The following is a 21,151-nucleotide window of genomic DNA, read 5'->3' as shown; positions in this document are numbered from 1 at the left end:
GGGACAGGTCCCCGGGCGGGCCACCGTCCGGAAGCGGTGCGTGTGGGATTCAAGTGACGCCAGGGCCGGATGGCGCCATGCTCGGGGAATGACACAGAGTCGGAGAGAGCGGGCCGAAGCGCTTGGCGCGGCGCTGAAGACGGCGCGGCAGCAGGCGGGGCTCTCCATGGAGGAAGTCGCCGAACATCTGGAGCTGGGGGTGGAAGTCCTGGCCCGTGTCGAGCGCGGCGTGATGGTGCCCACCATCCCGACGTTGAGCCGGCTGTGCGCGATGATGAAGCTGGATCCGGACAGCCTGCCGGACCTCCCGGAGCTGAGCGACTGACGTCGGGCGGGCCGTCCTCCGGCCCGACGGCAGGTCGCTCGGTGGTCAGCCCAGCCGCCCCAGCAGGTGCGGCTTCCCCTCGCCCGACAGCACCCGGAACGCCACGCCCCCGGACTCGCGGGCCGTCTGGAACGTCACCCGGGCTGGCAGGAGCAGGGGCTTCTTGAAGTCGCAGTCCAGGGTGAGCGCGTCCGGGTGGGCCGCCTCGCCCAGCTCCGCCACGCAGCGCGCGAGCGTCCACATGCCGTGGGCGATGGCGCGCGGGAAGCCGAAGGGCCGCGCCGTGAGGGCGGTGAGGTGGATGGGGTTGAAGTCGCCGGAGGCCCGCGCGTAGCGGCGGCCGGTGTCGGCGGGAACGGTCCAGGGGGCGGGGCGGCTCGCGGCGAACCGCGCGTCCTCCGGCGGCCGGTCCTTGCGCCCCGCGTCCTTGTCCGTCCGGGCCCCGTGGCGGCGCAGCATGGTGGTGACGGCCTGCCAGAGCAGCTCGCCGCTCTCCTCGGCTTCGACGCGGGTGTGCACGTCGAACTCGTGGCCCGCGGGCACCTCCCGGGGTCCCTCGAAGTGGCAGGACACGGTGAGCGGCGCGGTGTCCGCGATGCGGCGGTGCTGCGCGATCTGATTGCGCACGTGCACGGTGCCCAGCACGGGGTACGGGAAGTCGGGCAGGCCCAGCAGGCCCAGGTGCAGCGGCGTCGCCAGCACCTGGGGGTACGTCGCCGGCAGGAAGCCGTCGGCATCGAAGCCGCACGCGTCGCGGTAGCGCGCCAGCAGCTCCGGGGAGGCGCGGCAGCCGTGCACGCGCAGCCTCATGTCCGGCAGGGACGTGCCGCGCGCGTTCCTGCGGGTGAAGGCCGCCCGCAGGAGCGCGGCGGGCATCGCGGGGAGCGTGTGCAGGTCGAAGATGGTGGCGGACATGGGCGGGATTCTCCGCCACCCGTCCTCATCCCGCGCGAGTTTTGTGAACGGCCCGGCGGCTTCGGCACGCCCCCGGCCCGGATCCAGCCCGGCTTCAGCTCTTCAGGCCGTGCCGGCGCAGGAGGCGGTACAGGTACACGCGGTCCATGTCCGCGGCGGCGGCGGCCTGGGACACCTTGCCTCCGTGCAGCTTGAGGAGCGCCTCCACGTAGTCGTGCTCGAAGGACTCCAGCGCCCTGCGGCGGGACTCCGCGTACGTCAGCAACGCGTCCACGGAACGGGGGGCCGGGGTCTGGACGCCAGTCCCGGACACCGGGGGCGGCAGCGCGCTCTGGAAGACGACGCACCGCTCCAGGTGGTTTCGCAGCTCGCGCACGTTGCCCGGCCACGGGGCCCTCTGGAGCTGCGCGAGGAAGTCCGGCGTGGTCAGCGACGCCACCTGCGCGGGCGTGGCGCCCAGCCCCGCGAGGATGCGCTCGGCGATGAGCGGGACGTCCTCCGTGCGCTCGCGCAGGGAGGGGATCGGGATGCCCACCACCGCGAGGCGGAAGAAGAGGTCCGCCCGGAAGCGGCCCGCCTGCACCTCCGCGCGCAGGTCGCGGTGCGTGGCCGCGATGACGCGCACGTTGACCGCTTGATGCGTGTTGGAGCCCAGGCGGCGGATCTCCCGGTTCTCCAGCACGCGCAGCAGCTTGGGCTGCAGCTCCGAGGGCAGCTCGCCAATCTCATCCAGGAAGATGGTGCCGCCGTCGGCTTCCTCGAACGCACCCACGCGGCGCTGGATGGCCCCGGTGAAGGCGCCCTTCTCATGCCCGAACAGCTCGCTCTCCAGCAGGTTGGCCGGAAGCGCGCCGCAGTCCACGACCAGGAAGGGCGCGCTCGCACGCGCCCCCGCGCGGTGGATGGCGAGCGCGGCCCGGCTCTTCCCCGTGCCCGTCTCCCCTTCCAGCAACACCGTGGCGCTGCACGACGCCGCGCGCTCCATCCAGTCAAAGCTGGCCCGCGCCACGGCGGACGTGGCCACCAGGTCCCCGAAGGTCGCCCACTCCGCGGCACGCTCCGGACACGACGGCGCGACGCTCCCCTCCTGCGCCTCGCAGCGGGCGGAGAGCGACACCCCGCCGGCGCCGCCGCCCCCCCGCGGTTGGGCCTGACGCCACCGGACCCCATGCACGAAGGTCCCCGGACGCTCATCCGGAGACCGCATGCGCGCGCCCTTGCGCTCCGTCTTCAGCACGCCTTGGAAACGCGACACGGCGACCCCCTCGCTCGACGTCTTCATTGAGGAAACGCTCCTCATCCAGCCCCCCTGCGCTTGACGGACTTCCCCCTCTGCGGACGGACGGAGCTCCTGGGCCCCTGTCCCGGACGGTGTCCCAGCACCCTCCTCAGCCCTTACGCTGGGCCTTCTGGATATTCCCGGACATTTCCCTGGGGCGTTCTCCGCCGCCCGGGAGGGGGACTTCAGCGAACGGTCAGGTCCACCACGAAGTCCGCGCCGGTGTCCTCGGCCCGGGCCGCGTCCACCACGTCGGGCCGCTCGTCGCCCACCCACAGGCCCAGCACGTCGTAGACCAGCCACTGCGCCAGCGGCCGGGACACGCCCTGCGCCGCTTCACGGGGCACGCCGGCCAGCGCGCCTTGCGTCTCCATCAGCGCCCGCGCCAGCCGCGCCGGCACCACCCAGCACTCGGCGCGCACGAAGGCGGGCACCAGGAAGAGACAGAAGGCGGCCTCCGTGCGCGAGAGCAGCGCGTCCAGCCGCTCGCGGCCCAGCCGGAACGTGGGCAGCCACTGGCCCTCGCCGCGCTGCTCCAGCTTCGCCACCGGCATCCGGACCACGCGGCGCGTGCGCACGAAGCCCTCGCGCTCCACGGACACGATGAAGGCCACCTCCACGCCGGCTTCGGGCGCCCGGGGCGGCTGGCGGTGCACGGTCATCGTCAGGGACAGCGGCGAGGCCCGCCCCTGGGCCAGCAGCGAGCCCAGGTCCGCGTGGATGCGCTCCAGCTCCGAGCGCACGCCCTCCAGCAGCCCCGCGACAAGCTCCGCGGTCTCCTCGCGGAAGCGCTCCGGGTGGCGCGAGGCGACGTCCGCCTCCACGCGCCCCACCGCGCCCACCAGCAGGTCCTCCAGGTCGCGGTCGCGCAGCCAGGTGCGCCCGCCCACCGGCACCGCGCGCGTCGCGTGCAGGTGGCGCAGGGAGGCCGTCAGCGTCGCGGGCTCGGTGGCCTCCACTGGCGCCGGGGTCCTGCCCTGCCCCGCCCCGGCCTGGAGCCAGGACTGGAGCGAGCGCGCGCGGAAGCGGGCCTTGGGGGACGGGTGCTCCAGCATCTTGCGCACCAGCCGCCGGTCCGTCGCGGTGCGCACCAGCGCCAGCGCCGCCAGCTCCGCCTCCGAGGAGGCCTCGTCCGGCGCGCACCACAGGAGGAACTCGATGGCCGCCTTGCGCAGCACGGGCTTCTTGCCCATGCGCTGCGTCACCTCCGCGCGCCACGCCACGAGCCCATCCAACCCGGGCCGCGCGGACGTCCGGAAGCGCGGCCACACCTCCGCGCACTCCTCCGCCAGCCACACCAGGTGCTCGAAGCCGGGCAGCGACTCCAGCCGCGCGCGGGCCCGGGTGCGCCGCTCGAAGGCCTCCGGCGCGCCCCGCCGCACGGCCGCGCGGAACAGCCGCTCCTCCAGCCACAGCAGCGCGAGCGCCAGCGCGGGCTCCTTCTTGCGCATCGTGCCCTGGCAGTGATCCAACACGAACCGCGCGTGGCCCAGGTCCGCCGCCGTCTCGAAGTCGCTCTGCACCAGCGCGCCCAGCGCCCCGCGCAGCCCGTCCACCGGGGGCGAGTCGAACAGCGTGAGCAGCTCGCACAGGTTCTCCACCACCGCTGGCGGCCCGCCCACCTCCACCGTGCGCGCCAGCAGCAGGCCCGCGCGCGAACACCAGTCCGGCTCCTTGCGCCCGTTGGGGTAGCACGCGAGGAAGCCGCGCATCCCGCCGCGACCGTCCGGCGACGTGGCCAGCGCGAAGAGCCGCTCGCCCAGCACCTCGCTCGCCTCGCGCCAGGGGATGCGGGCCGCGCGCGTGCGGATGAACTCGGAGAGCCGGTCCCGGCCCTCCTCCCGCGTGTCGGGCAAGAGCGAGCGCAACTGCTCCAGCAGCCCCACCGACTTCGGCCCCGCGCCCAGCACCTGCTTCAGGTCCACGTCCACCGCGTCCTGGAAGCGCAGCGCGCGGCCGTCGAAGGTGCACGGCACGCCCCGCACCAGCGACAGGAGCGCGTCCGGGTGGCGCTTCAGGTAGCGCGTGAGCACGGTGGACAGCGAGGCGTCCGTCTCGCGCTGGAGCCGCTCCGCGCCCTCGGGGTCCCCCGCCTCGCGGAGCATCGCCACGGCTTCGCGCTGCCGGGCGAGCAACTGCCGCAGCAGGCCCGGGGGCGGCTCCGCGTAGGGCCAGAGCAGCTCACTGCACGAGGACAGCAGGAAGAGCACTTCGCCCGGGCTGCGCTCGCCCGGGGACAGCCGCTCCCACGCCGTGGCCTGGGCCCGCGTGCGCTCCTCCAGCGAAGCGCCCCGCACCCAGCGGGCGAAGTCCTCCCGCCAGCCCGCGCTCAGCGCCACGGCCTCCTGCGCCGCCGCCGCCGCCACCTGCGCATGCAGCGGCTGGAGCGACTCCGGCCAACCAGCCTCGGCCGACGACGGCATGGGCACGGACAGGCTCACCCGGGCCTCGCGTCATCCGGAGCGCCGGCTTGCGACGAGGCCCCGGCGCCCGGACTGGGGGCCACGGTGATGACGACGGACTTCGACGTGGGCGTGCGGCTCTTCTCCGCGTGGCTGTCCACCGGCACCAGCACGTTCGCCTCGGGGAAGTACGTGGCCGCGCACGAGCGGGGGATGTTGTACGGCACCACCCGGAACTCCCGGGCCACGCGCGTCTCCCCCTGGAAGTGGCTGGTGAGGTCCACCAGCTGCCCCGCCGTCAGCCCCCGCGCCTTCACGTCCTCCGGGTGCAGGAACACCACGCGCCGGCCCTGGTGGATGCCCCGGTAGCGGTCGTCCAGGCCATACACGGTGGTGTTGTATTGATCATGCGAGCGCAGCGTCATCATCAGCAGCTGGCCGGGCCCCAGCTCCAGGCGCGGCATGGCGTGCACGGTGAAGTGGGCCTTGCCGTCCGGCGTGGGGAAGCGCCCCTCGCGCGGGCCGTTGGGCAGCGCGAAGCCCCCGGGCTCGCGCACGCGGCGGTTGAAGTCGTCGAAGCCCGGGATGCAGCGCGAGATGCGCTCGCGCACCAGGTCGTAGTCCTCCACCAGCGACAGCCAGGGCACCGTCGAGCGCGCCCCCAGCACCGCGTGCGCCAGCCGCGCGACGATGACGGGCTCGCTGAGCAGGTGCTCGGACGCGGGCGTCACCGCGCCGCGCGACGCGTGCACCATCCCCATGGAGTCCTCCACGGTAACGAACTGACGCCCCGTGGCCTGCACGTCGTGCTCGGTGCGGCCCAGGCACGGGAGGATCAACGCGCGCCTTCCGTGCACCAGGTGCGCGCGGTTGAGCTTCGTGGACACCTGCACCGTGAGGCGCGCGCGCCGCAGCCCCGCCGCGGTGAACTCCGTGTCCGGCGTGGCCGACAGGAAGTTGCCGCCCAGCGCGAAGAACACCTTCACCCGTCCGTCGTGCAGGGCCTTGAGCGTGCCCACCGTGTCCAGGCCGGGCTCGCGCGGCGGCGAGAAGGCGAACTCGCGCTCCAGCGCATCCAGGAACGCGGGCCGGGGGTGCTCCCAGATGCCCATGGTGCGGTCGCCCTGCACGTTGCTGTGGCCGCGCACCGGGCACACGCCCGCGCCCGCCTTGCCAATGCTCCCGCGCAGGAGCGTCAGGTTGACCACCTCCTGCACGTTGCCCACCGCGTTGCGGTGCTGGGTGAGGCCCATGGCCCAGCAGAAGATGGTGCGCTCGGAGCGCGCCAGGATGTCCGCCGCGGCCTCGATCTGGTCGCGGGGCACGCCGCCCTGCTCCACCACGTCGTCCCACGACACCGTGGCGAGGTGCGCCGCGTAGGCGTCGAAGCCCGCCGTCCTGCCCTCGACGAACGCCCGGTCCACCACGGTGCCCGGCGCCTTCGCCTCGCGCTCCAGCAGCGCCTTGCCCAGCCCCTGGAGGAGCGCGACGTCGCCGTTGATGCGCACCTGGAGGAAGAGCTTGTTGAGCGCGGTGCCCGGGCCCAGCAGGTGCAGGACCTCCTGCGGGTGCTTGAAGCGGTTGAGCCCCGCCTCCGGCAGCGGGTTGATGCTGACGATCTCACAGCCCCGGCGCGCGGCGGCCTGGAGCGCCGTCAGCATGCGCGGGTGGTTCGTCCCCGGGTTCTGGCCAATCACGAAGATGGCCTGCGCGTGGTCGAAGTCCTCCAGCGTGACGGAGCCCTTGCCAATGCCCAGCGTCTCCGTGAGGCCCGTGCCGCTGGACTCGTGGCACATGTTGGAGCAGTCCGGCAGGTTGTTGGTGCCGAACTGCCGCACGAACAACTGGTACAGGAACGCGGCCTCGTTGCTCGTGCGGCCAGACGTGTAGAAGCACGCCTCGTCCGGCGACCCCAGCGCGTCCAGCTCCTCCGCCACCAGCGCGAACGCGTCCTCCCAGGACACGGGCTCGTAGTGCGTGGCGCCCTCGCGCAGCACCATCGGGTGTGTCAGCCGCCCCGCCTTGCCCAGCCACAGGTCCGACTGCTCGGCGAGCTTCGCCACGCTCCACTCGCGGAAGAACTCCGGCGTCACGCGCTCGCGCGTCCCCTCCTCCGCCACCGCCTTCGCGCCGTTCTCGCAGTACTCGTTCGCGGACCGGTGAGAAGGGTCCGGCCACGCGCACCCCGGACAGTCGAAGCCATCCGTCTGGTTGATCTTCCAGAGCAGCTTGCCGCCGCGCCACGGCCCCGCTTCCCCCAGGACGTGCTTGAGCGCGTGCAGCACCGCGGGGGCGCCCCCCGCCACCGTCTTCACGCCCCCCACGTCCGGGGGCCGGGCCTCCACGGGTGGCTGGGCCGCCGGCACCGCCAGGGCCTCCGCCTTCACGTCCGCGTCCTCCCCCTGTCGTGGTGCCTTGGCCATGTCCCACCTTCGTGCCGGGTCTTCCTCTTCCGGGCGCGCGACTCTACCCCGCTCCCGACTTCCCGACAGCGCGGGGATTGAGCAGGAATCTCCGTCAATAATGACAAGGCAGCATTATCAAGCTTTGCGGCCTTCAGGCAGGATGGGTTCACGCGCAGTGTCCCCCGACACCGCGTGTTCACCCCTCTTGGAGGTTCCCCCATGAAGTCGTTCCGCTCCCTCGTCGTCGCCGCGCTGCTGGTGTCCCTCCCCGCCCTGGCCGCGGACGTGCACAGCATCTGGTCCAGCAAGGGCCTGTTCGTGAAGGACGACACCGCGGGCTCGCTCCCGGTCACGAGCTCCAACGCGGTGGTCAGCTGGAACGTGACCACCCGCACCGCGTTCCTGAACTTCCACGGCTTCGCGGGCGGCAACGAGTACGACTTCGAGCTCGTCGGCTCTCCGGCCAGCACGGCCACCGCGTATGAAATCACGGGGCTCTGGAACGTCCGCCGCAACGGCGTGCTCGTCTGCGGCGGCTGCACTGGCAGCGCGTACGGACTGACCGCGGCGGTGGGCGGCTACTTCAAGTTCTACACGACGGGTGAGGTCTACGGCTTCAGTGCCTCCGTGACGACGCGCAAGGACTACTGACGCACGGCGTCCAGCCGCCTGGGTTCGCGAGGGGACATGCCGCGCACGGCGTTCCCCCGCGACGTGGGAGGTTCGGTTAGGGTGCCCGCCCGGGCGTCCTCTCCCGCGCCACCTATCCAGGAGTCCTCCGCATGTCCCGCATCATCCGCGCCTCCCGCGGCACCACCCTCTCCTGCAAGGGCTGGGTGCAGGAGGCCGCGCTCCGGATGCTGATGAACAACCTCGACCCGGACGTGGCCGAGGCGCCCGGCGACCTGGTCGTCTACGGCGGCACCGGCAAGGCCGCGCGCGACTGGCCGTCCTTCGACCGCATCGTGTCCAGCCTCCAGTCGCTCACCGACGACGAGACGCTGCTCGTGCAGTCCGGCAAGCCCGTGGGCATCCTGCGCACGCACCCGGACGCGCCGCGCGTGCTCATCGCCAACTCCAACCTCGTGGGCCACTGGGCCAACTGGGAGCACTTCCACGAGCTGGAGAAGAAGGGCCTCATGATGTACGGCCAGATGACGGCGGGCTCGTGGATCTACATCGGCTCGCAGGGCATCCTGCAGGGCACCTACGAGACCTTCGCCGCCGCGGGCCGCTTCCACTTCGGCAGCGAGGACCTGGCCGGCCGCCTCATCCTCTCCGGCGGCCTGGGCGGCATGGGCGGCGCGCAGCCCCTGGCGGCCACGATGAACAACGCCGTGTTCCTGGGCGTTGAAATCGATCCGCACCGCGCCCAGCGCCGCGTGGAGACGCGCTACCTGGACGTGGTGGCCAAGGACATCGACGAAGCGCTGGCCCTGGCGAAGGACGCGCAGGCCAAGCGCGTGGGCCGCTCCATCGCCATCATCGGCAACGCGGCTTCGGTGTTCCGGGAGCTGTTCCGGCGCGGCATCAAGCCGGACCTCGTCACGGACCAGACGAGCGCGCATGATCCGCTCAACGGCTACGTCCCCACGGACCTGTCGCTGGAGGCCGCGGCGGAGCTGCGCAAGCGCGACCCGGAGGGCTACGTCAAGCGCGCGCGCGAGTCGATGATCATGCACGTGCAGGCGATGAACGACTTCCAGGCCGCCGGCAGCCACGTCTTCGACTACGGCAACAACCTGCGCGGCCAGGCGAAGGAGGGCGGCATGCAGAACGCCTTCGAGTTCCCCGGCTTCGTGCCCGCGTACATCCGCCCGCTGTTCTGCGAGGGCATGGGCCCGTTCCGCTGGGTGGCGTTGTCCGGGGACCCGGAGGACATCCGCCGCACGGACCGCGCGGTGCGCGAGCTGTTCCCGCACAAGGCGTCGCTCAACCGCTGGCTGGACATGGCCCAGGAGCGCGTGGCGTTCCAGGGCCTACCCGCGCGCATCTGCTGGCTGGGCTACGGCGAGCGCGCCAAGGCGGGCCTCGCGTTCAACGAGCTGGTGCGCAAGGGCGAGGTGAAGGCGCCCATCGTGATTGGCCGCGACCACCTGGACTGCGGCAGCGTGGCGTCCCCCAACCGCGAGACGGAGGCCATGAAGGACGGCTCGGACGCGGTGGGCGACTGGCCCATCCTCAACGCGCTGGTGAACGCGGTGAACGGCGCCTCCTGGGTGTCGTTCCACCACGGCGGCGGCGTGGGCATGGGCTATTCGCTGCACGCGGGCCAGGTCATCGTCGCGGACGGCACGCCGGAGGCCGCGCGCCGCATCGAGCGCGTGCTCACGTCCGACCCCGCCATGGGCGTGCTGCGCCACGCGGACGCGGGCTACACGGAGGCCACCGACGTCGCGAAGGAGCGGGGCGTGCGCATCCCGGGCCTCACCGCCTAGAGTGCGCCGGATGCCAAGCCGGATCCTCGCGTTCCTGACGACTGGGGTGTTGGGCGTGCTCGCGGGCTGCAGGCCCACCACCACCGGGCCCATGGTGATGCGCATGGGGCCGGGCCTCTCCACGGAGCGCTTCTACCAGGTCGGCTTCCGCACCGGCCCCCGCCTCAACGCCCCGCAGCTGTCCGAGCGCGGGGAGCTGGACGGCGCCTTCCAGGGCGACGCGAAGCCCTTCGACACCGAGCAGTGGGGCGTCGCCTTCGACGGCGCGGTGACGCTGCCGCTGGATGAGCGGCTGTCGCTGCACGTCGGGCTCCAGGGGGAGTTCTTCCTCGCGCCGGTGCCGGGCTACGGCCTCTATTCGGGCCTGTCGTACTACATCGGTACGCCGACGGTGGGCCTGGCCCCGGCGTTCGCGGTGCGGGGCGCGTCGGACTTCGGCCTGGGCGAGACGGACAGCACGAGCAGCCTGTTCGGCCTGGAGGGCACCTGCGCCTTCACCGTGCATCCGGAGGCCGGCGTGTCCCTGGGGCTGGTGCCCTTCGTGGGCGCGCACCGGTCGCTGGTGAATCCTGGCTCGCAGCAGACCGCCCTCTATTACGGCGCGGTGGTGGCGGCGCAGATTTCGTTGAGCGCAGGCAAGTCGAAGCTGGAGGTGTCCGGCGGCTACGGCCGGGCGCACGCGAATGGAGCGAGCTGGAACGTGCCCATCGCTGGAGTGCGTGGAGGACGCTGACCGTGATGCAAACCGAAGCCCTGGACCTGTGGATCCGCAACACGTCCGAAGTGCTCACCGTGGAGGGCACGCACCGCGAGCCCGCTGAAGTCGCCCTCACCCCGCGCCCCGCCGCGTGCGTGGGCCTGCGCCAGGGCCGCGTGGCCTTCGTGGGCCGGGAAGCGGACCTGCCGAAGGGCGCGCTCACGGACGCGACGGAGATCATCGACGCCGAAGGCGGCTTCGTGGGCCCCGGCTTCGTGGATCCGCACACGCACCTGGTCTTCGCGGGGGAGCGCTCCGCGGAGTTCGACCTGCGCAACCAGGGCGCCACGTACCTTGAAATCGCGAAGGCGGGCGGCGGCATCGTCAACACGGTGGGCGCCACGCGCGCGGCCAGCGAGGAGGAGCTCGCGCGGCTCGCCCTGCCCCGCCTGGAGCGGCTGCTCGCGCAGGGCGTGACGACCGCGGAGGTGAAGAGCGGCTACGGCCTGTCGCTGGAGCACGAGCTGAAGATGCTGCGCGCGGTGCGCCGCCTGGGCGCGCTGTCCCCGCTGGAACTGGTGCCCACGCTCCTGTGCGCGCACGCGGTGCCGGCGGAGTACCAGGGCCGCCGGGGCGACTACCTGGACCTGTGCATCAACGAAATCCTCCCCGCGGTGGCCCGCGAGGGACTGGCGCGCTTCTGTGACGTCTTCACGGAGGACAGCGCCTTCACCGTGGAGGAGTCCCGCCGCCTGCTGCTCGCGGGCAAGGCGCTGGGCCTCACGCCGCGCCTGCACGCGGACCAGCTCACCGCCTGCGGGGCCTCCGCGCTCGCCGCCGAAGTGGGGGCCTCCAGCGCGGACCACCTGGAGCAGGTGACGGACGAAGGCATCCGCGCGCTCGCCGCCGCGAACGTCACCGCCGTGCTCGTGCCCACCTCCACCCTCTTCCTGCGCATGCGCCCCTACGCGCCCGGCCGGAAGCTGCGCGACGCGGGCGTCAACATTGCTTTGGGTTCCAACGTGAACCCCGGTTCCTCCATGACGGAAAACCTGGCGCTGGTGCTGGGGCTCGCCTGTCTGGAGAACGGCCTGACGGCCGCCGAGGCGTACTGGGCCGCCACCCGGGGCGCCGCGCAGTGCTTGGGGTTGCAACGGCAGGGGCGGCTGGCCGTGGGTGATGCGGGCGACCTGGTGGTCTTCGGCTGTCGCAGCTACAGGCACCTGCCCTATCATCTGGGAATCAGCCACGCGCGGGTGGTGGTGAAGAGTGGACGGGTGGTGGGCCGCGCGCGGATGGAATGCTGTCCCTGAGTGCGCGCCGCTGAACAACGGCCATCGTCCGAGGGGGCAAGTGGAACTTCTCTCGTGGGCCGGCCGTTGTAGAGATCAGCTGCCACCATGTGCCGACTATTTGGGTTCAGATCCGCGGTCCCCGCTGCTGTCCATACCGCCCTGGTGACGGAGAGGAATTCCCTCCTCATCCAGTCGCGCGAGCACAAGGACGGCTGGGGCATCGCCTCGTATGGGCAGGAATGCTCGCCGCTCGTCGCGCATGGTGTGGGTCCCGCGCACAGCGACCCTGACTTCGAGCGCGTGTCGAGCCAGGTGTCCGCGCGCACGGTGGTCGCGCACATCCGGCTCGCGAGCGTGGGCGCGGTGGAGATCCGCAACTCGCACCCGTTCCATTACGGCCGCTGGTCGTTCGTGCACAACGGCACGCTGCGCGAGTTCGCGAAGCACAAGGCCGCCGTGGAGGCGCTCATCCACCCGGAATTGCGCGTCAACATCAAGGGCACCACCGACAGCGAGCGCTGCTTCTATCTGTTCCTGACGCGGCTCGCGGAGTGGGGCCCGCTCGGCGGGTCGGTGCCCGCGGAGGCGATGGCGCGGGCGCTCGCGGAGACGATGACGCTCGTGTCCACGATGACGGACGTGCCGGGGAGCCGCGAGCCGAAGGAGCGCTCCGCGATGAACTTCCTCGTCACCGACGGCGAGGCGATGGTGGCCACGCGCCGCAACCGTACGCTCTTCATCTCATCCGGCATCGGCGGCTGCCCCGAAGCGCTGCGCGCGCCGCACACGGACGTCCCGCTCCAGCAGTTCCTCATCGCCAGCGAGTCGCTGTGCGGCGGACCCCACTGGGCGCCGGTGGATGAAGAGGACGTGGTGGGCGTGGACGCGCGGCTCGTCTTCCGCCGCTGGAAGGTGCAGACACTGGCCGAAGGCGTGCTGGGCCCGCGTCCGCCCGAGCCGAATCACGGCGGCGCGGCCTGACGGCGCTGTTTCCTCCTTCAGCCGAGCCACGCCTCCAGCAGCGCGGCGGGACGCTCGCCGAAGGCCTCCGCCTCCAGGCTCCGCGCGGCCTCCCCTTCATGGCGCAGCGTGACGCGCAGGTGCTCACGCGGGGCGGCCTGGGGGATGCGGTCCAGCCACTCCACCAGCATCGCGCGGTCGTTGTCCGCCACCATGTCCACGAAGCCAGTGGCGTACAGCTCCTCGTAGTCCGCCAGGCGATACAGGTCCGCGTGGTACAGCGGGATGCGGCCCTCGTACGGGTACACGATGGCGAAGGTGGGGCTCGCGACCTCCGACTTCGCCACGCCCGCCCCCTCCGCCACGCCGCGCACCAGGTGCGTCTTGCCCGCGCCCAGGTCGCCCACGAGGCCCACGAAGTCCCCAGGCGCCAGCAGCGTGCCCAGCTTCACGCCCAGCCGGTGCGTCTCCTCCGGGGATGGGGACACCAGGCGCCGCGTGCGCGTGGGCCCGCTCACCGTCCCCACCGCAGCCAGACCGATCCCAGGTCCTCCAGCAGGTCCGTGGCGATGAGGCCCATCAGGCCCCGCCGCTTCGCCGCGAGGTCGCCCGCGAGCCCGTGCGCGTACACCGCCGTCCACGCGGCCCGGGGCAGCTTGATGCCCTGCGCGAGCAGCGCGCCGCACACGCCCGACAGCACATCACCCGTGCCCCCCGTAGCCATGCCCGCGTTGCCCGTGGGGTTGATGAACACGCGCCCGCCCGGCTCCGCGATGAGCGTGCGCGAGCCCTTGAGCACCACCGTCACGTTGAGCGACGTGGCCAGGTTCAGCGCCACGCCCACGCGGTGCTGCTGCACGTCTTTGGTGGTCCGCCCCCACAGCCGGGCCATCTCGCCCGGGTGCGGCGTGAGCAGCACGGGACCCTTCGCCCGGCGCAGCACCGTGAGGTCCTCCGCGACGGCGTTGAGGGCGTCCGCGTCCAGCACGGCGGGCGCGTCCACCGTCGCCAGCAGGTCGCCAATCAACGCGCCCGTCTCCGGCCCCCGGGGGATGCCCGGTCCCATCACCAGCGCGTCCTTGCCCTCCAGCGCGGCCTGGAGCGCCTCCAGGTCGCCCTTGCCCAGCGGCCCGTCCCCCGGCAGCGCGATGCCCATGATCTCCGGCGAGTGCGCCATCACCCACGGCAGCGCCTCCGCGCGCGTGGCCACCGTCACCAGCCCCGCGCCGCTGCGCAGCGCCGACAGCGCCACCATGGCCGCCGCGCCCGTCTTGCCAGGGCTGCCCGCCACCACCAGCACGTGGCCGTAGGTGCCCTTGTGCGAGTCCGCGCGGCGCGCGGGGATCACCTCGCGCGCGTCCTCCTCCTCCACCCGCAGCAGCTCCGCGCCGGACACGGCCCGGGCGGACTCCCCGCCCAGCCCGATGTCCACCCGCCGCACGTCCCCGCACAGCGACGCGCCGGGCTCCAGCTCATGCGCGGGCTTCAGGAACCCGAAGGCCACCGTGACGTCCGCCTCCACGCACAGCGCGAAGGGCTCCGCGGTGTCGCTCTGGAGGCCGGAAGGCACGTCCGCCGCCACCACCTTCGCCCCCGCGCGCCGCCACCGCGCCACGGTGCCAATCGCATCCGCGAACGCCCCTTCCGGCGCGCGGCGCAGGCCGGTGCCGAAGAGCGCATCCACCACCACGTCGCCCGCGCCCGCCTCCGGCAGCGCCTCGAAGGCGCGGGGCGACTCACCGAAGCCCTCCAGCGCCTGGAGGTTGCGCTTCGACTCCGCCGTGAGCTTCGCCGCGTCTCCCACCAGCGACACCACCACGCGCGCGCCGCCCTCCAGCAGGAAGCGCGCGGCGACGAGCCCGTCCCCGCCGTTGTTGCCGGGGCCGCAGAGCACGGTGAAGCGCCCGCCCGGGCCCGCGACGCTCCGGGCGGCGTCCGCGAGCGCGCGGCCCGCGTTCTCCATCAACAACCCGGAGGGCATCCCGTGACGCTCCTGGGCGGCCGCTTCGGCTTCACGCATCTGGACGGCGGTCAGCACGCGCTGCATGGCTTCAGTCCTTCCTGCTTCACTTCGTCTGGAGCACCACCGTGGCCGCGGCCACGCCGGCATCATGGGTGAGCGCGAGCATCGCCTCCCACCCTCGCGCTTCCATCACTTCACGGGCCACGCCGGAGAGCACGAAGCGCGGCGGGCCGCCCTCGCGCACCACCTCCATGTCCTTCCAGTGCACCCCGGGCGGAACCCCCATCGCCTTCACCAGCGCCTCCTTGGCCGCGAACCGGGCCGCGAAGGCGCTGGCCGCGTCGTGGCGGGGCGCGCAGTAGGCCCGCTCACCCTCGGTGTACACGCGCGCGAGGAAGGCGTCCTTGCGCGGACCGTCGAGGATGCGCTGGATGCGCTCGATGGAGCAGAGGTCCAACCCCAGGCCGACGATGGGCATGCCGGCTACCTGGCGTCGCGCATGAGGTCCAACATCTCACGCACCGCGCGCTCGAAGCCCACCAGCACCGCGCGCCCGACGATGGCGTGCCCGATGTTCAGCTCGTCGATCTCCTGGATGCGCGCGATGGCCTGCACGTTGTCGTAGTTGAGCCCGTGGCCCGCGGCCACGCCCATGCCCAGCTTCGCGCTCGCCTTGGCCGCGTCCACGATGCGCGCCAGCTCCCGCGCGCGCTCCTTGTCGTTGCGCGCCTCGCAGTAGCGCCCCGTGTGCAGCTCCACCCGGTCCGCGTTCACCTTGTGCGACGCGCGCACCTGGTCCAGGTCCGGATCAATGAACAGCGAGACGGCGATCTCCCCGTCCTTCAGGTTCTTGATGATCTTCGCGATGGTTTCGCGTTGGCCCGCCACCTCCAGGCCGCCCTCGGTGGTGAGCTCCTCGCGCCGCTCGGGGACGAGCGTCACCACGTCCGGCTTGTACTCGTAGGCGATCTTCACCATCTCCGCGGTGGCGGCCATCTCCAGGTTCAGGAGCGTCTGCACCGTGTCGCGGAGGATGCGCAGGTCCCGGTCCTGGATGTGGCGCCGGTCCTCGCGCAGGTGGATGGTGATCTGCCGGGCGCCGGCCAGCTCCGCCAACGCCGCCGCCGTCACCGGATCCGGATACACGGTGCGCCGCGCCTGCCGCAGCGTCGCCACGTGATCCACGTTGACACCCAGTCGCTGTCCCATCGACCGCTCCTCACCTGGCGCGAGGTGCGGGATTGTCCGGGGCCCGGGCCCGCGCCGGCCCCTCTATTCGTGGCCGGCGTCCGGAAGTCAACCGTCCTGCGAGGGGCACAGGACGGAAGTCCCGCCCTGCTAACCGTTGAGGGCCTTGGAGATCGCCTCGACGATCTCCCGGGCATAGGCCTCGTTGCGCGCGGCGTCCTCGCCTTCGATGAGGACGCGGGCCTTGGGCTCCGTGCCGGAGAAGCGCACCAGCACGCGGCCGGAGGTGCCCAGCTTCTGCTCCACGTTCTTGATGGCCTTCATCACCGTGGGCAGCTCGCCCAGCTCCCGGCGCTGCTTCACCACCACGTTGAGCAGCGTCTGGGGCACCGGCTGGAAGATGGAGGCCAGCTCGCTCAGGGGCTTGCCGTGGCGGCACATCACCGCCAGCAGTTGGAGCGCCGCGAGCGTGCCGTCACCCGTGGTGGTGTGGTTCAGGAAGATGAGGTGGCCGCTCTGCTCGCCGCCCAGGCTGTAGCCATTGCGGCGCATCTCGTCCACGACGTGCCGGTCGCCCACGCGGGTGCGCGCGACCTTCACGCCCCACTGCGCCACCGCGCGCTCCAAGCCGATGTTGCTCATCACCGTGGCGACGAGCGTCTTCTTCTTCAACTCCTTGCGCGCGACGAGCTCCCCCGTGCAGATGGCCATGATGGCATCGCCGTCCACGACGTTGCCCTTCTCGTCCACGACGATGAGGCGGTCCGCGTCACCGTCCAGCGCCACGCCCAGGTTGGCGCCGTGCTTCACCACCGCCTTGGCCAGCCCCTCCGGGTGGAGCGCGCCGCACTTGTGGTTGATGTTCTTGCCGTCCGGAGACACGCCCAGCGCGATGACCTTCGCGCCCAGCTCCTCCAGCACCGCGGGCGCCGTCTTGTAGGCCGCGCCGTTGGCGCAATCCACCACGATGGTCATCCCCTCCAGCGTCAGCTCGCGGGGGAACGTGGCCTTCAGGTAGACGATGTAGCGGCCCCGCGCGTCCTCCAGGCGGATGGCGCGGCCGATCTTGGTGGCCGTGGGGCGGATGTTGTCGATTTCTCCGCTGGAGACCAGCTCTTCAATCTTGGCCTCCGTCTCGTCCGGCAGCTTGAAGCCGTCGCGCCAGAAGAACTTGATGCCGTTGTCCTGGTAGGGATTGTGGGAGGCGGAGATGACCGCGCCCGCGTCCGCGCGCATGGACGTGGTGAGGTTGGAGATGCCGGGCGTGGGCAGCGGGCCCACCTGCTCCACGTCGACGCCCATGGAGATGAGGCCGGCGGACAGCGCCTGCTCCAGCATGTAGCCGGACAGTCGCGTGTCCTTGCCCACGATGACGCGGTGCCGGTGCGGGCCGTTGCGGATGAGGTACGCGAGCGCGCGCCCCAGCTTCATCGCGACCTCGGCCGTCATCGGATAGACGTTGGCGACGCCGCGGACGCCGTCCGTGCCGAACAGCCGCTCCGTCTTCTGCGCTTCCTTGGGGGGCATGTTCATCCTGTACGCCATGTGTCCCGCTCCAACCTTTCGCACGCCGGAGTGTTTCCGGCCTCGCTCACGTCCCGGGGCTTATACCCCTTCCGTCACGCGGGCTCGAACGTAGGGACGGGTCCACCACCAGGCAAGCACCCAGGCATGCCCGCCTGGCCTCTTTGTGACGGTCGGGGTTGCGTGCGTCAGGCGCCATACAGGTCGCCGCCACCCCGGGCCCTGCGGATGGCATCCGCCACCGCCAGCGCGTCGCGCGCTTCGGTCACGTCGTGCACCCGGACCACGTCCGCGCCGCCCATCACCGCCATGGCCGCCACGGACCCCAGCGTGGCCGCCAGCCGCTCGGTGGGGCCCCTGCCGCCCGCCAGCGTCCCCAGGAAGGACTTGCGGCTGGTGCCCACGAGCAGCGGCTGTCCCAGCCCGCGCAGCTCCTCCAGCCGGCGCAGCAGGAAGAGGTTGTGCTCCAGCGTCTTGCCGAAGCCGATGCCCGGATCCAACAGGATGCGCTCGCGCGGGATGCCCGCCAGCAGCGCCTGGAGCACCCCCTGCTCCAGGTACTCCATCACCTCGCTCACCACGTCCTCGTAGTGGGGTGCCTGCTGCATCGACCGGGGCATGCCCTGCGTGTGCATCAGGCAGCAGGCGGCGCCCGCGGCGGCCACCACGCCGGGCAGCGCGGGGTCGAAGTGGAAGCCGGTGACGTCGTTGATGAGGTGGGCGCCGGCCTTGAGCACCTCGGTCGCCACCGACGCCTTCATGGTGTCCACGGAGATGGGCACCGACGTGCGCGCGCGCAGGCCCTCCACCACCTGGAGCACGCGCGCCAATTCCTCCTCCGCGGACACCGGGAGCGACCCCGGCCGCGTGGACTCTCCGCCCACGTCCAGGATGTCCGCGCCGGCCTCCGCCAGCGCCACCCCGTGCTCCACCGCGCTGGCCGCGTCCGGGAACCGGCCCCCGTCGGAGAAGCTGTCGGGCGTCACGTTCACCACGCCCATCACGTACGTGCGCGTGCCCCACTCGAACGTGCGGCCGCCCAGCTCCAGCACGGGCGTCACCTGGAGTTCGAGCACGGCCTCCAGCGCCCGCGCCAGCGCGTCCGTGCGGGGGGACTTGCGCGCCAGGGTGATGAGCTTCTCGAACTGCTTGCGGCTGCCGGACAGGAGCGAGTCCCCGGCGCGGTCGCTGGCCTTGCCCGACACCCAGGCCGGGAACTGCTCGCGCTCGCGGGTGCCGTATTCGGGCAGCAGCTCCTCCTCGTAGGACGGACGTCCCCCCGTCACCAGCACCTGCGCGTGCCCCAGCTCGCGCGTCAGCTGCTGACAGGAGCGCATGGAGAGGTTCAGCCGGCGCAGCGCCAGCATCAGGTCGTCGGGGCGGTCACGGGAGATGAGGCGGGCACGCAGCACGGTCGGGACACCTCGGAGGCACGGGCCTGGCGGAAGGCCCAGTGTCGCCGCTTCCCGGGGTCCACGGAAAGGGCGACGTCACGAACGCGTGAAGGCCCGGCCCCGCGTGGGAGAAAAGCAGAAGGCCCTCCCCGACAGTCGCGGGAAGGGCCTTCGTCACTTCAGCGGAACCTGGGAGGCGACTACGCCTTCTTCGGCTCCATGTTGGGCAGGCCCTCGAGCGCGTCGAGGATCTTCCGCTTGTCCTTCTTCTCCGTCGGCTTCGGGGAGGAGCTGACGCGCGGGGGCGGACGCTCACGGGTGAGCTGGCCACCCTGCAGGATGATGTTCACGTCCTCGGCGTCGAGCGTCTCGTACTCCACCAGGGCGTCGGACACGCGCTGCAGCACGTCCATCTTGTCCGTCAGCAGCTGCTTGCCGTGCGTGTAGCAGCCCACGACGATGCTGCGCACTTCCGCGTCGATCTGCCGGGCGGTGTCCTCGGAGTAGTCCTTGGACGAGTTGAAGTCGCGGCCCAGGAACACCTCACCGTCGCTCTTGCCGAACGCCAGCGGGCCCATCTTCTCGCTCATGCCCCAGCGGCACACCATGGCGCGCGCCGTCTCCGTCGCCCGCTCGATGTCGTTCGCCGCGCCGCTGCTCATCTCGTTGAACATGATCTCCTCGGCGATGCGGCCACCCATCGCCATGGTGATCTGATCGAGGATCTGCTTGCGGTAGCCGTTCACCTTGTCCTCGGTGGGCAGGGACCAGGTGACGCCCAGGGCCTGACCGCGCGGGATGATGGTGACCTTGTGCAGGGGGTCGCAGCCCGGCAGCAGCTTGGCGAGCAGCGCGTGGCCGGCCTCGTGGACGGCCGTGTTCCGCTTCTCCTTGTCGGTCATGATCATGGACCGGCGCTCCGGGCCCATGAAGACCTTGTCCTTGGCCTGCTCGAAGTCCGTCAGGTCCACGCGCTCCTTGTTCTGGCGCGCGGCCATCAGGGCCGACTCGTTGACCAGGTTCTCCAGGTCCGCGCCCGTCATGCCGGGAGTTCCGCGGGCAATCACTTCCAGCTCCACTTCCGGCGCCAGCGGCACGCGGCGGGTGTGCACCTTCAGCACGCCCAGGCGGCCCTTGAGGTCGGGACGGGGAACGATGATGCGGCGGTCGAAGCGGCCCGGGCGCTGGAGCGCCGGGTCCAACACGTCCGGACGGTTGGTGGCGGCGATGAGGATGACGCCGTCGTTGGACTCGAAGCCGTCCATCTCCACCAGCAGCTGGTTGAGCGTCTGCTCGCGCTCGTCGTGACCGCCGCCCAGGCCCGCGCCACGGTGGCGACCCACGGCGTCGATCTCGTCGATGAAGATGATGCAGGGGGCGTTCTTCTTGCCCTGCTCGAACAGGTCGCGCACGCGGCTGGCGCCGACGCCCACGAACATCTCCACGAAGTCCGAGCCGGAGATGGAGAAGAACGGGACGCCCGCTTCACCGGCGACCGCGCGGGCGAGCAGCGTCTTGCCCGTGCCCGGAGGCCCCATCATCAGGACGCCCTTGGGGATGCGGCCGCCCAGCTTGGTGAACTTCTTGGGGTCCTTGAGGAAGGCGACGATCTCCTCCAGCTCCTCCTTGCACTCGTCCACGCCCGCCACGTCCGCGAACGTGACCTTGTTGTGGCTCTCGCTCAGGAGCTTCGCCTTCGACTTCCCGAACGTCATCGCCTTGCCGCTGCCGCCCTGGAGCTGGCGCATGAAGAAGATGAAGAAGAGGAACAGGAAGACGACGGGCATCCACTGCCCGAGGATGGTGAGCCAGAGGCTGTTCTGCTCCTCGCGCTCGTACTTCACGTCCACGCCGGCGGCGCGGAGCTGGTTGAGCACGGCCACCTCCGGCGGCGGCCCCGTCGTCCGGAACTTGTCGTTCGAATCACTGAACGTGCCGGAGTAGGTGTTGCCCTTGATGGAGACGGCCTGGACCTTCTTCTCATCCACCTTCGTCAGAAGCTGGGTGAAGGTCGGCTCCTGCACCTGCTCGTTGCCTTGCGAGAAGAAATTGTAGAAGGCGACGAAGAGGACGATCAGGATGACCCAGAGCCCGATGGTCTTGTAGGTCGAACGCACGTTTCAGCTGCCCTTTCGGTACTCGGCGGGATGAGGGCCGTGCCAGGAAGAACCCCGGCGAAGTTCGTCATGTGCCCGGCGCCCGCCTGTGTGCAGGCCAGCGACGGACCGTATCAGCAACAGCAAAAAGCCCTCAACTATTTAGGGGTGCGCGACCATCCCCTGTTTCGAGGCATCGACTCTATAACGGAGGCCCCGGGTGTTCGCTTGAGAGCGGCGGCGACGCCCACAGCGAGTGTCGGGAAGCCA

The 21,151-nt window shown here is 71.5% G+C and carries 17 protein-coding genes; 6 read left to right on the top strand and 11 right to left on the bottom strand.

Annotation, left to right across the window (positions count from 1 at the left end):
• The first annotated feature begins 88 nt into the window (after positions 1–88).
• Entirely contained in the window at positions 89–325 is a 237-nt protein-coding gene (locus OV207_RS31745) for a helix-turn-helix domain-containing protein (RefSeq protein ID WP_120533568.1), read from the top strand.
• 45 nt (positions 326–370) lie between these two features.
• Here the strand turns inward: OV207_RS31745 and OV207_RS31740 are convergent, their stop codons facing one another.
• The 4 genes from OV207_RS31740 to OV207_RS31725 form a co-directional block, all read right to left on the bottom strand.
• On the bottom strand, positions 371–1,240 hold the full coding sequence (locus OV207_RS31740) for a MaoC family dehydratase (RefSeq protein ID WP_267558754.1): 870 nt from the start codon (positions 1,238–1,240) through the stop codon (positions 371–373).
• 94 nt (positions 1,241–1,334) lie between these two features.
• Positions 1,335–2,495, bottom strand: coding sequence for a sigma-54-dependent transcriptional regulator (locus tag OV207_RS31735; protein ID WP_267558753.1), 1,161 nt, complete (start codon positions 2,493–2,495; stop codon positions 1,335–1,337).
• Between the two features lie 209 nt (positions 2,496–2,704).
• Positions 2,705–4,960 carry a hypothetical protein gene (locus tag OV207_RS31730; RefSeq protein ID WP_324291580.1) on the bottom strand — a complete coding sequence of 752 codons (2,256 nt, stop codon included), beginning with the start codon at positions 4,958–4,960 and terminating at the stop codon, positions 2,705–2,707.
• Positions 4,957–7,344 carry an FdhF/YdeP family oxidoreductase gene (locus OV207_RS31725; RefSeq protein WP_267558752.1) on the bottom strand — a complete coding sequence of 796 codons (2,388 nt, stop codon included), beginning with the start codon at positions 7,342–7,344 and terminating at the stop codon, positions 4,957–4,959. The genes OV207_RS31730 and OV207_RS31725 overlap by 4 nt, the downstream gene beginning before the upstream one ends.
• A 201-nt stretch (positions 7,345–7,545) precedes the next feature.
• Between OV207_RS31725 and OV207_RS31720 the strand changes: the two genes are divergently transcribed.
• The 5 genes from OV207_RS31720 (at position 7,546) to OV207_RS31700 (ending at position 12,737) form a co-directional block, all read left to right on the top strand.
• The gene (locus OV207_RS31720; protein WP_193348458.1) at positions 7,546–7,977 is read left to right on the top strand and encodes a hypothetical protein; all 432 of its coding nucleotides are present in this window, start codon (positions 7,546–7,548) and stop codon (positions 7,975–7,977) included.
• Between the two features lie 131 nt (positions 7,978–8,108).
• Positions 8,109–9,764: a urocanate hydratase gene (gene hutU, locus OV207_RS31715; RefSeq protein ID WP_267558751.1), complete on the top strand. Its 1,656-nt coding sequence runs from the start codon at positions 8,109–8,111 to the stop codon at positions 9,762–9,764.
• Positions 9,765–9,774: 10 nt separating this feature from the next.
• On the top strand, positions 9,775–10,497 hold the full coding sequence (locus OV207_RS31710) for a hypothetical protein (RefSeq protein WP_267558750.1): 723 nt from the start codon (positions 9,775–9,777) through the stop codon (positions 10,495–10,497).
• A gap of 5 nt (positions 10,498–10,502) precedes the next feature.
• On the top strand, positions 10,503–11,774 hold the full coding sequence (hutI, locus tag OV207_RS31705) for an imidazolonepropionase (protein WP_267558748.1): 1,272 nt from the start codon (positions 10,503–10,505) through the stop codon (positions 11,772–11,774).
• 87 nt (positions 11,775–11,861) lie between these two features.
• On the top strand, positions 11,862–12,737 hold the full coding sequence (locus OV207_RS31700; protein ID WP_267558747.1) for a class II glutamine amidotransferase: 876 nt from the start codon (positions 11,862–11,864) through the stop codon (positions 12,735–12,737).
• 17 nt (positions 12,738–12,754) lie between these two features.
• Here OV207_RS31700 and tsaE read toward each other — a convergent pair whose 3' ends face one another.
• The 7 genes from tsaE to ftsH all read right to left on the bottom strand — a co-directional run bounded on the left by tsaE (position 12,755) and on the right by ftsH (position 20,902).
• Positions 12,755–13,234: a tRNA (adenosine(37)-N6)-threonylcarbamoyltransferase complex ATPase subunit type 1 TsaE gene (gene tsaE, locus OV207_RS31695; RefSeq protein WP_193348453.1), complete on the bottom strand. Its 480-nt coding sequence runs from the start codon at positions 13,232–13,234 to the stop codon at positions 12,755–12,757.
• Positions 13,231–14,763, bottom strand: coding sequence for an NAD(P)H-hydrate dehydratase (locus tag OV207_RS31690; protein WP_267558746.1), 1,533 nt, complete (start codon positions 14,761–14,763; stop codon positions 13,231–13,233). Before OV207_RS31690 ends, tsaE begins: the two co-directional genes overlap by 4 nt.
• A gap of 19 nt (positions 14,764–14,782) precedes the next feature.
• Positions 14,783–15,157 carry a holo-ACP synthase gene (gene acpS / locus OV207_RS31685; protein ID WP_193348451.1) on the bottom strand — a complete coding sequence of 125 codons (375 nt, stop codon included), beginning with the start codon at positions 15,155–15,157 and terminating at the stop codon, positions 14,783–14,785.
• A 5-nt stretch (positions 15,158–15,162) separates the two neighbouring features.
• The gene (locus OV207_RS31680; protein WP_193348450.1) at positions 15,163–15,888 is read right to left on the bottom strand and encodes a pyridoxine 5'-phosphate synthase; all 726 of its coding nucleotides are present in this window, start codon (positions 15,886–15,888) and stop codon (positions 15,163–15,165) included.
• Positions 15,889–16,017: 129 nt separating this feature from the next.
• On the bottom strand, positions 16,018–17,412 hold the full coding sequence (gene glmM, locus OV207_RS31675; RefSeq protein WP_267558745.1) for a phosphoglucosamine mutase: 1,395 nt from the start codon (positions 17,410–17,412) through the stop codon (positions 16,018–16,020).
• Between the two features lie 167 nt (positions 17,413–17,579).
• On the bottom strand, positions 17,580–18,803 hold the full coding sequence (gene folP / locus OV207_RS31670; RefSeq protein WP_193348448.1) for a dihydropteroate synthase: 1,224 nt from the start codon (positions 18,801–18,803) through the stop codon (positions 17,580–17,582).
• Positions 18,804–18,985: 182 nt separating this feature from the next.
• Positions 18,986–20,902, bottom strand: a complete 1,917-nt coding sequence (gene ftsH / locus OV207_RS31665) for an ATP-dependent zinc metalloprotease FtsH (RefSeq protein WP_193348447.1) — start codon at positions 20,900–20,902, stop codon at positions 18,986–18,988.
• Between the last annotated feature and the right edge of the window lie 249 nt (positions 20,903–21,151).

It is taken from the genome of Corallococcus sp. BB11-1, assembly GCF_026626625.1.
Classification (GTDB): domain Bacteria; phylum Myxococcota; class Myxococcia; order Myxococcales; family Myxococcaceae; genus Corallococcus; species Corallococcus soli.
This window is presented reverse-complemented; position numbering and strand designations above follow the sequence as displayed.

Bases quoted from the DNA above. Each gene is read 5' to 3' on its own strand.
- glmM (WP_267558745.1), bottom strand. From the start codon at position 17,412: ATGGCGTACAGGATGAACATGCCCCCCAAGGAAGCGCAGAAGACGGAG.
- OV207_RS31720 (WP_193348458.1), top strand. From the start codon at position 7,546: ATGAAGTCGTTCCGCTCCCTCGTCGTCGCCGCGCTGCTGGTGTCCCTC.
- hutI (WP_267558748.1), top strand. From the start codon at position 10,503: ATGCAAACCGAAGCCCTGGACCTGTGGATCCGCAACACGTCCGAAGTG.
- OV207_RS31700 (WP_267558747.1), top strand. From the start codon at position 11,862: ATGTGCCGACTATTTGGGTTCAGATCCGCGGTCCCCGCTGCTGTCCAT.
- OV207_RS31745 (WP_120533568.1), top strand. From the start codon at position 89: ATGACACAGAGTCGGAGAGAGCGGGCCGAAGCGCTTGGCGCGGCGCTG.
- acpS (WP_193348451.1), bottom strand. From the start codon at position 15,157: ATGCCCATCGTCGGCCTGGGGTTGGACCTCTGCTCCATCGAGCGCATC.
- hutU (WP_267558751.1), top strand. From the start codon at position 8,109: ATGTCCCGCATCATCCGCGCCTCCCGCGGCACCACCCTCTCCTGCAAG.
- OV207_RS31710 (WP_267558750.1), top strand. From the start codon at position 9,775: ATGCCAAGCCGGATCCTCGCGTTCCTGACGACTGGGGTGTTGGGCGTG.
- OV207_RS31690 (WP_267558746.1), bottom strand. From the start codon at position 14,763: ATGCAGCGCGTGCTGACCGCCGTCCAGATGCGTGAAGCCGAAGCGGCC.
- OV207_RS31680 (WP_193348450.1), bottom strand. From the start codon at position 15,888: ATGGGACAGCGACTGGGTGTCAACGTGGATCACGTGGCGACGCTGCGG.
- OV207_RS31725 (WP_267558752.1), bottom strand. From the start codon at position 7,344: ATGGCCAAGGCACCACGACAGGGGGAGGACGCGGACGTGAAGGCGGAG.
- OV207_RS31740 (WP_267558754.1), bottom strand. From the start codon at position 1,240: ATGTCCGCCACCATCTTCGACCTGCACACGCTCCCCGCGATGCCCGCC.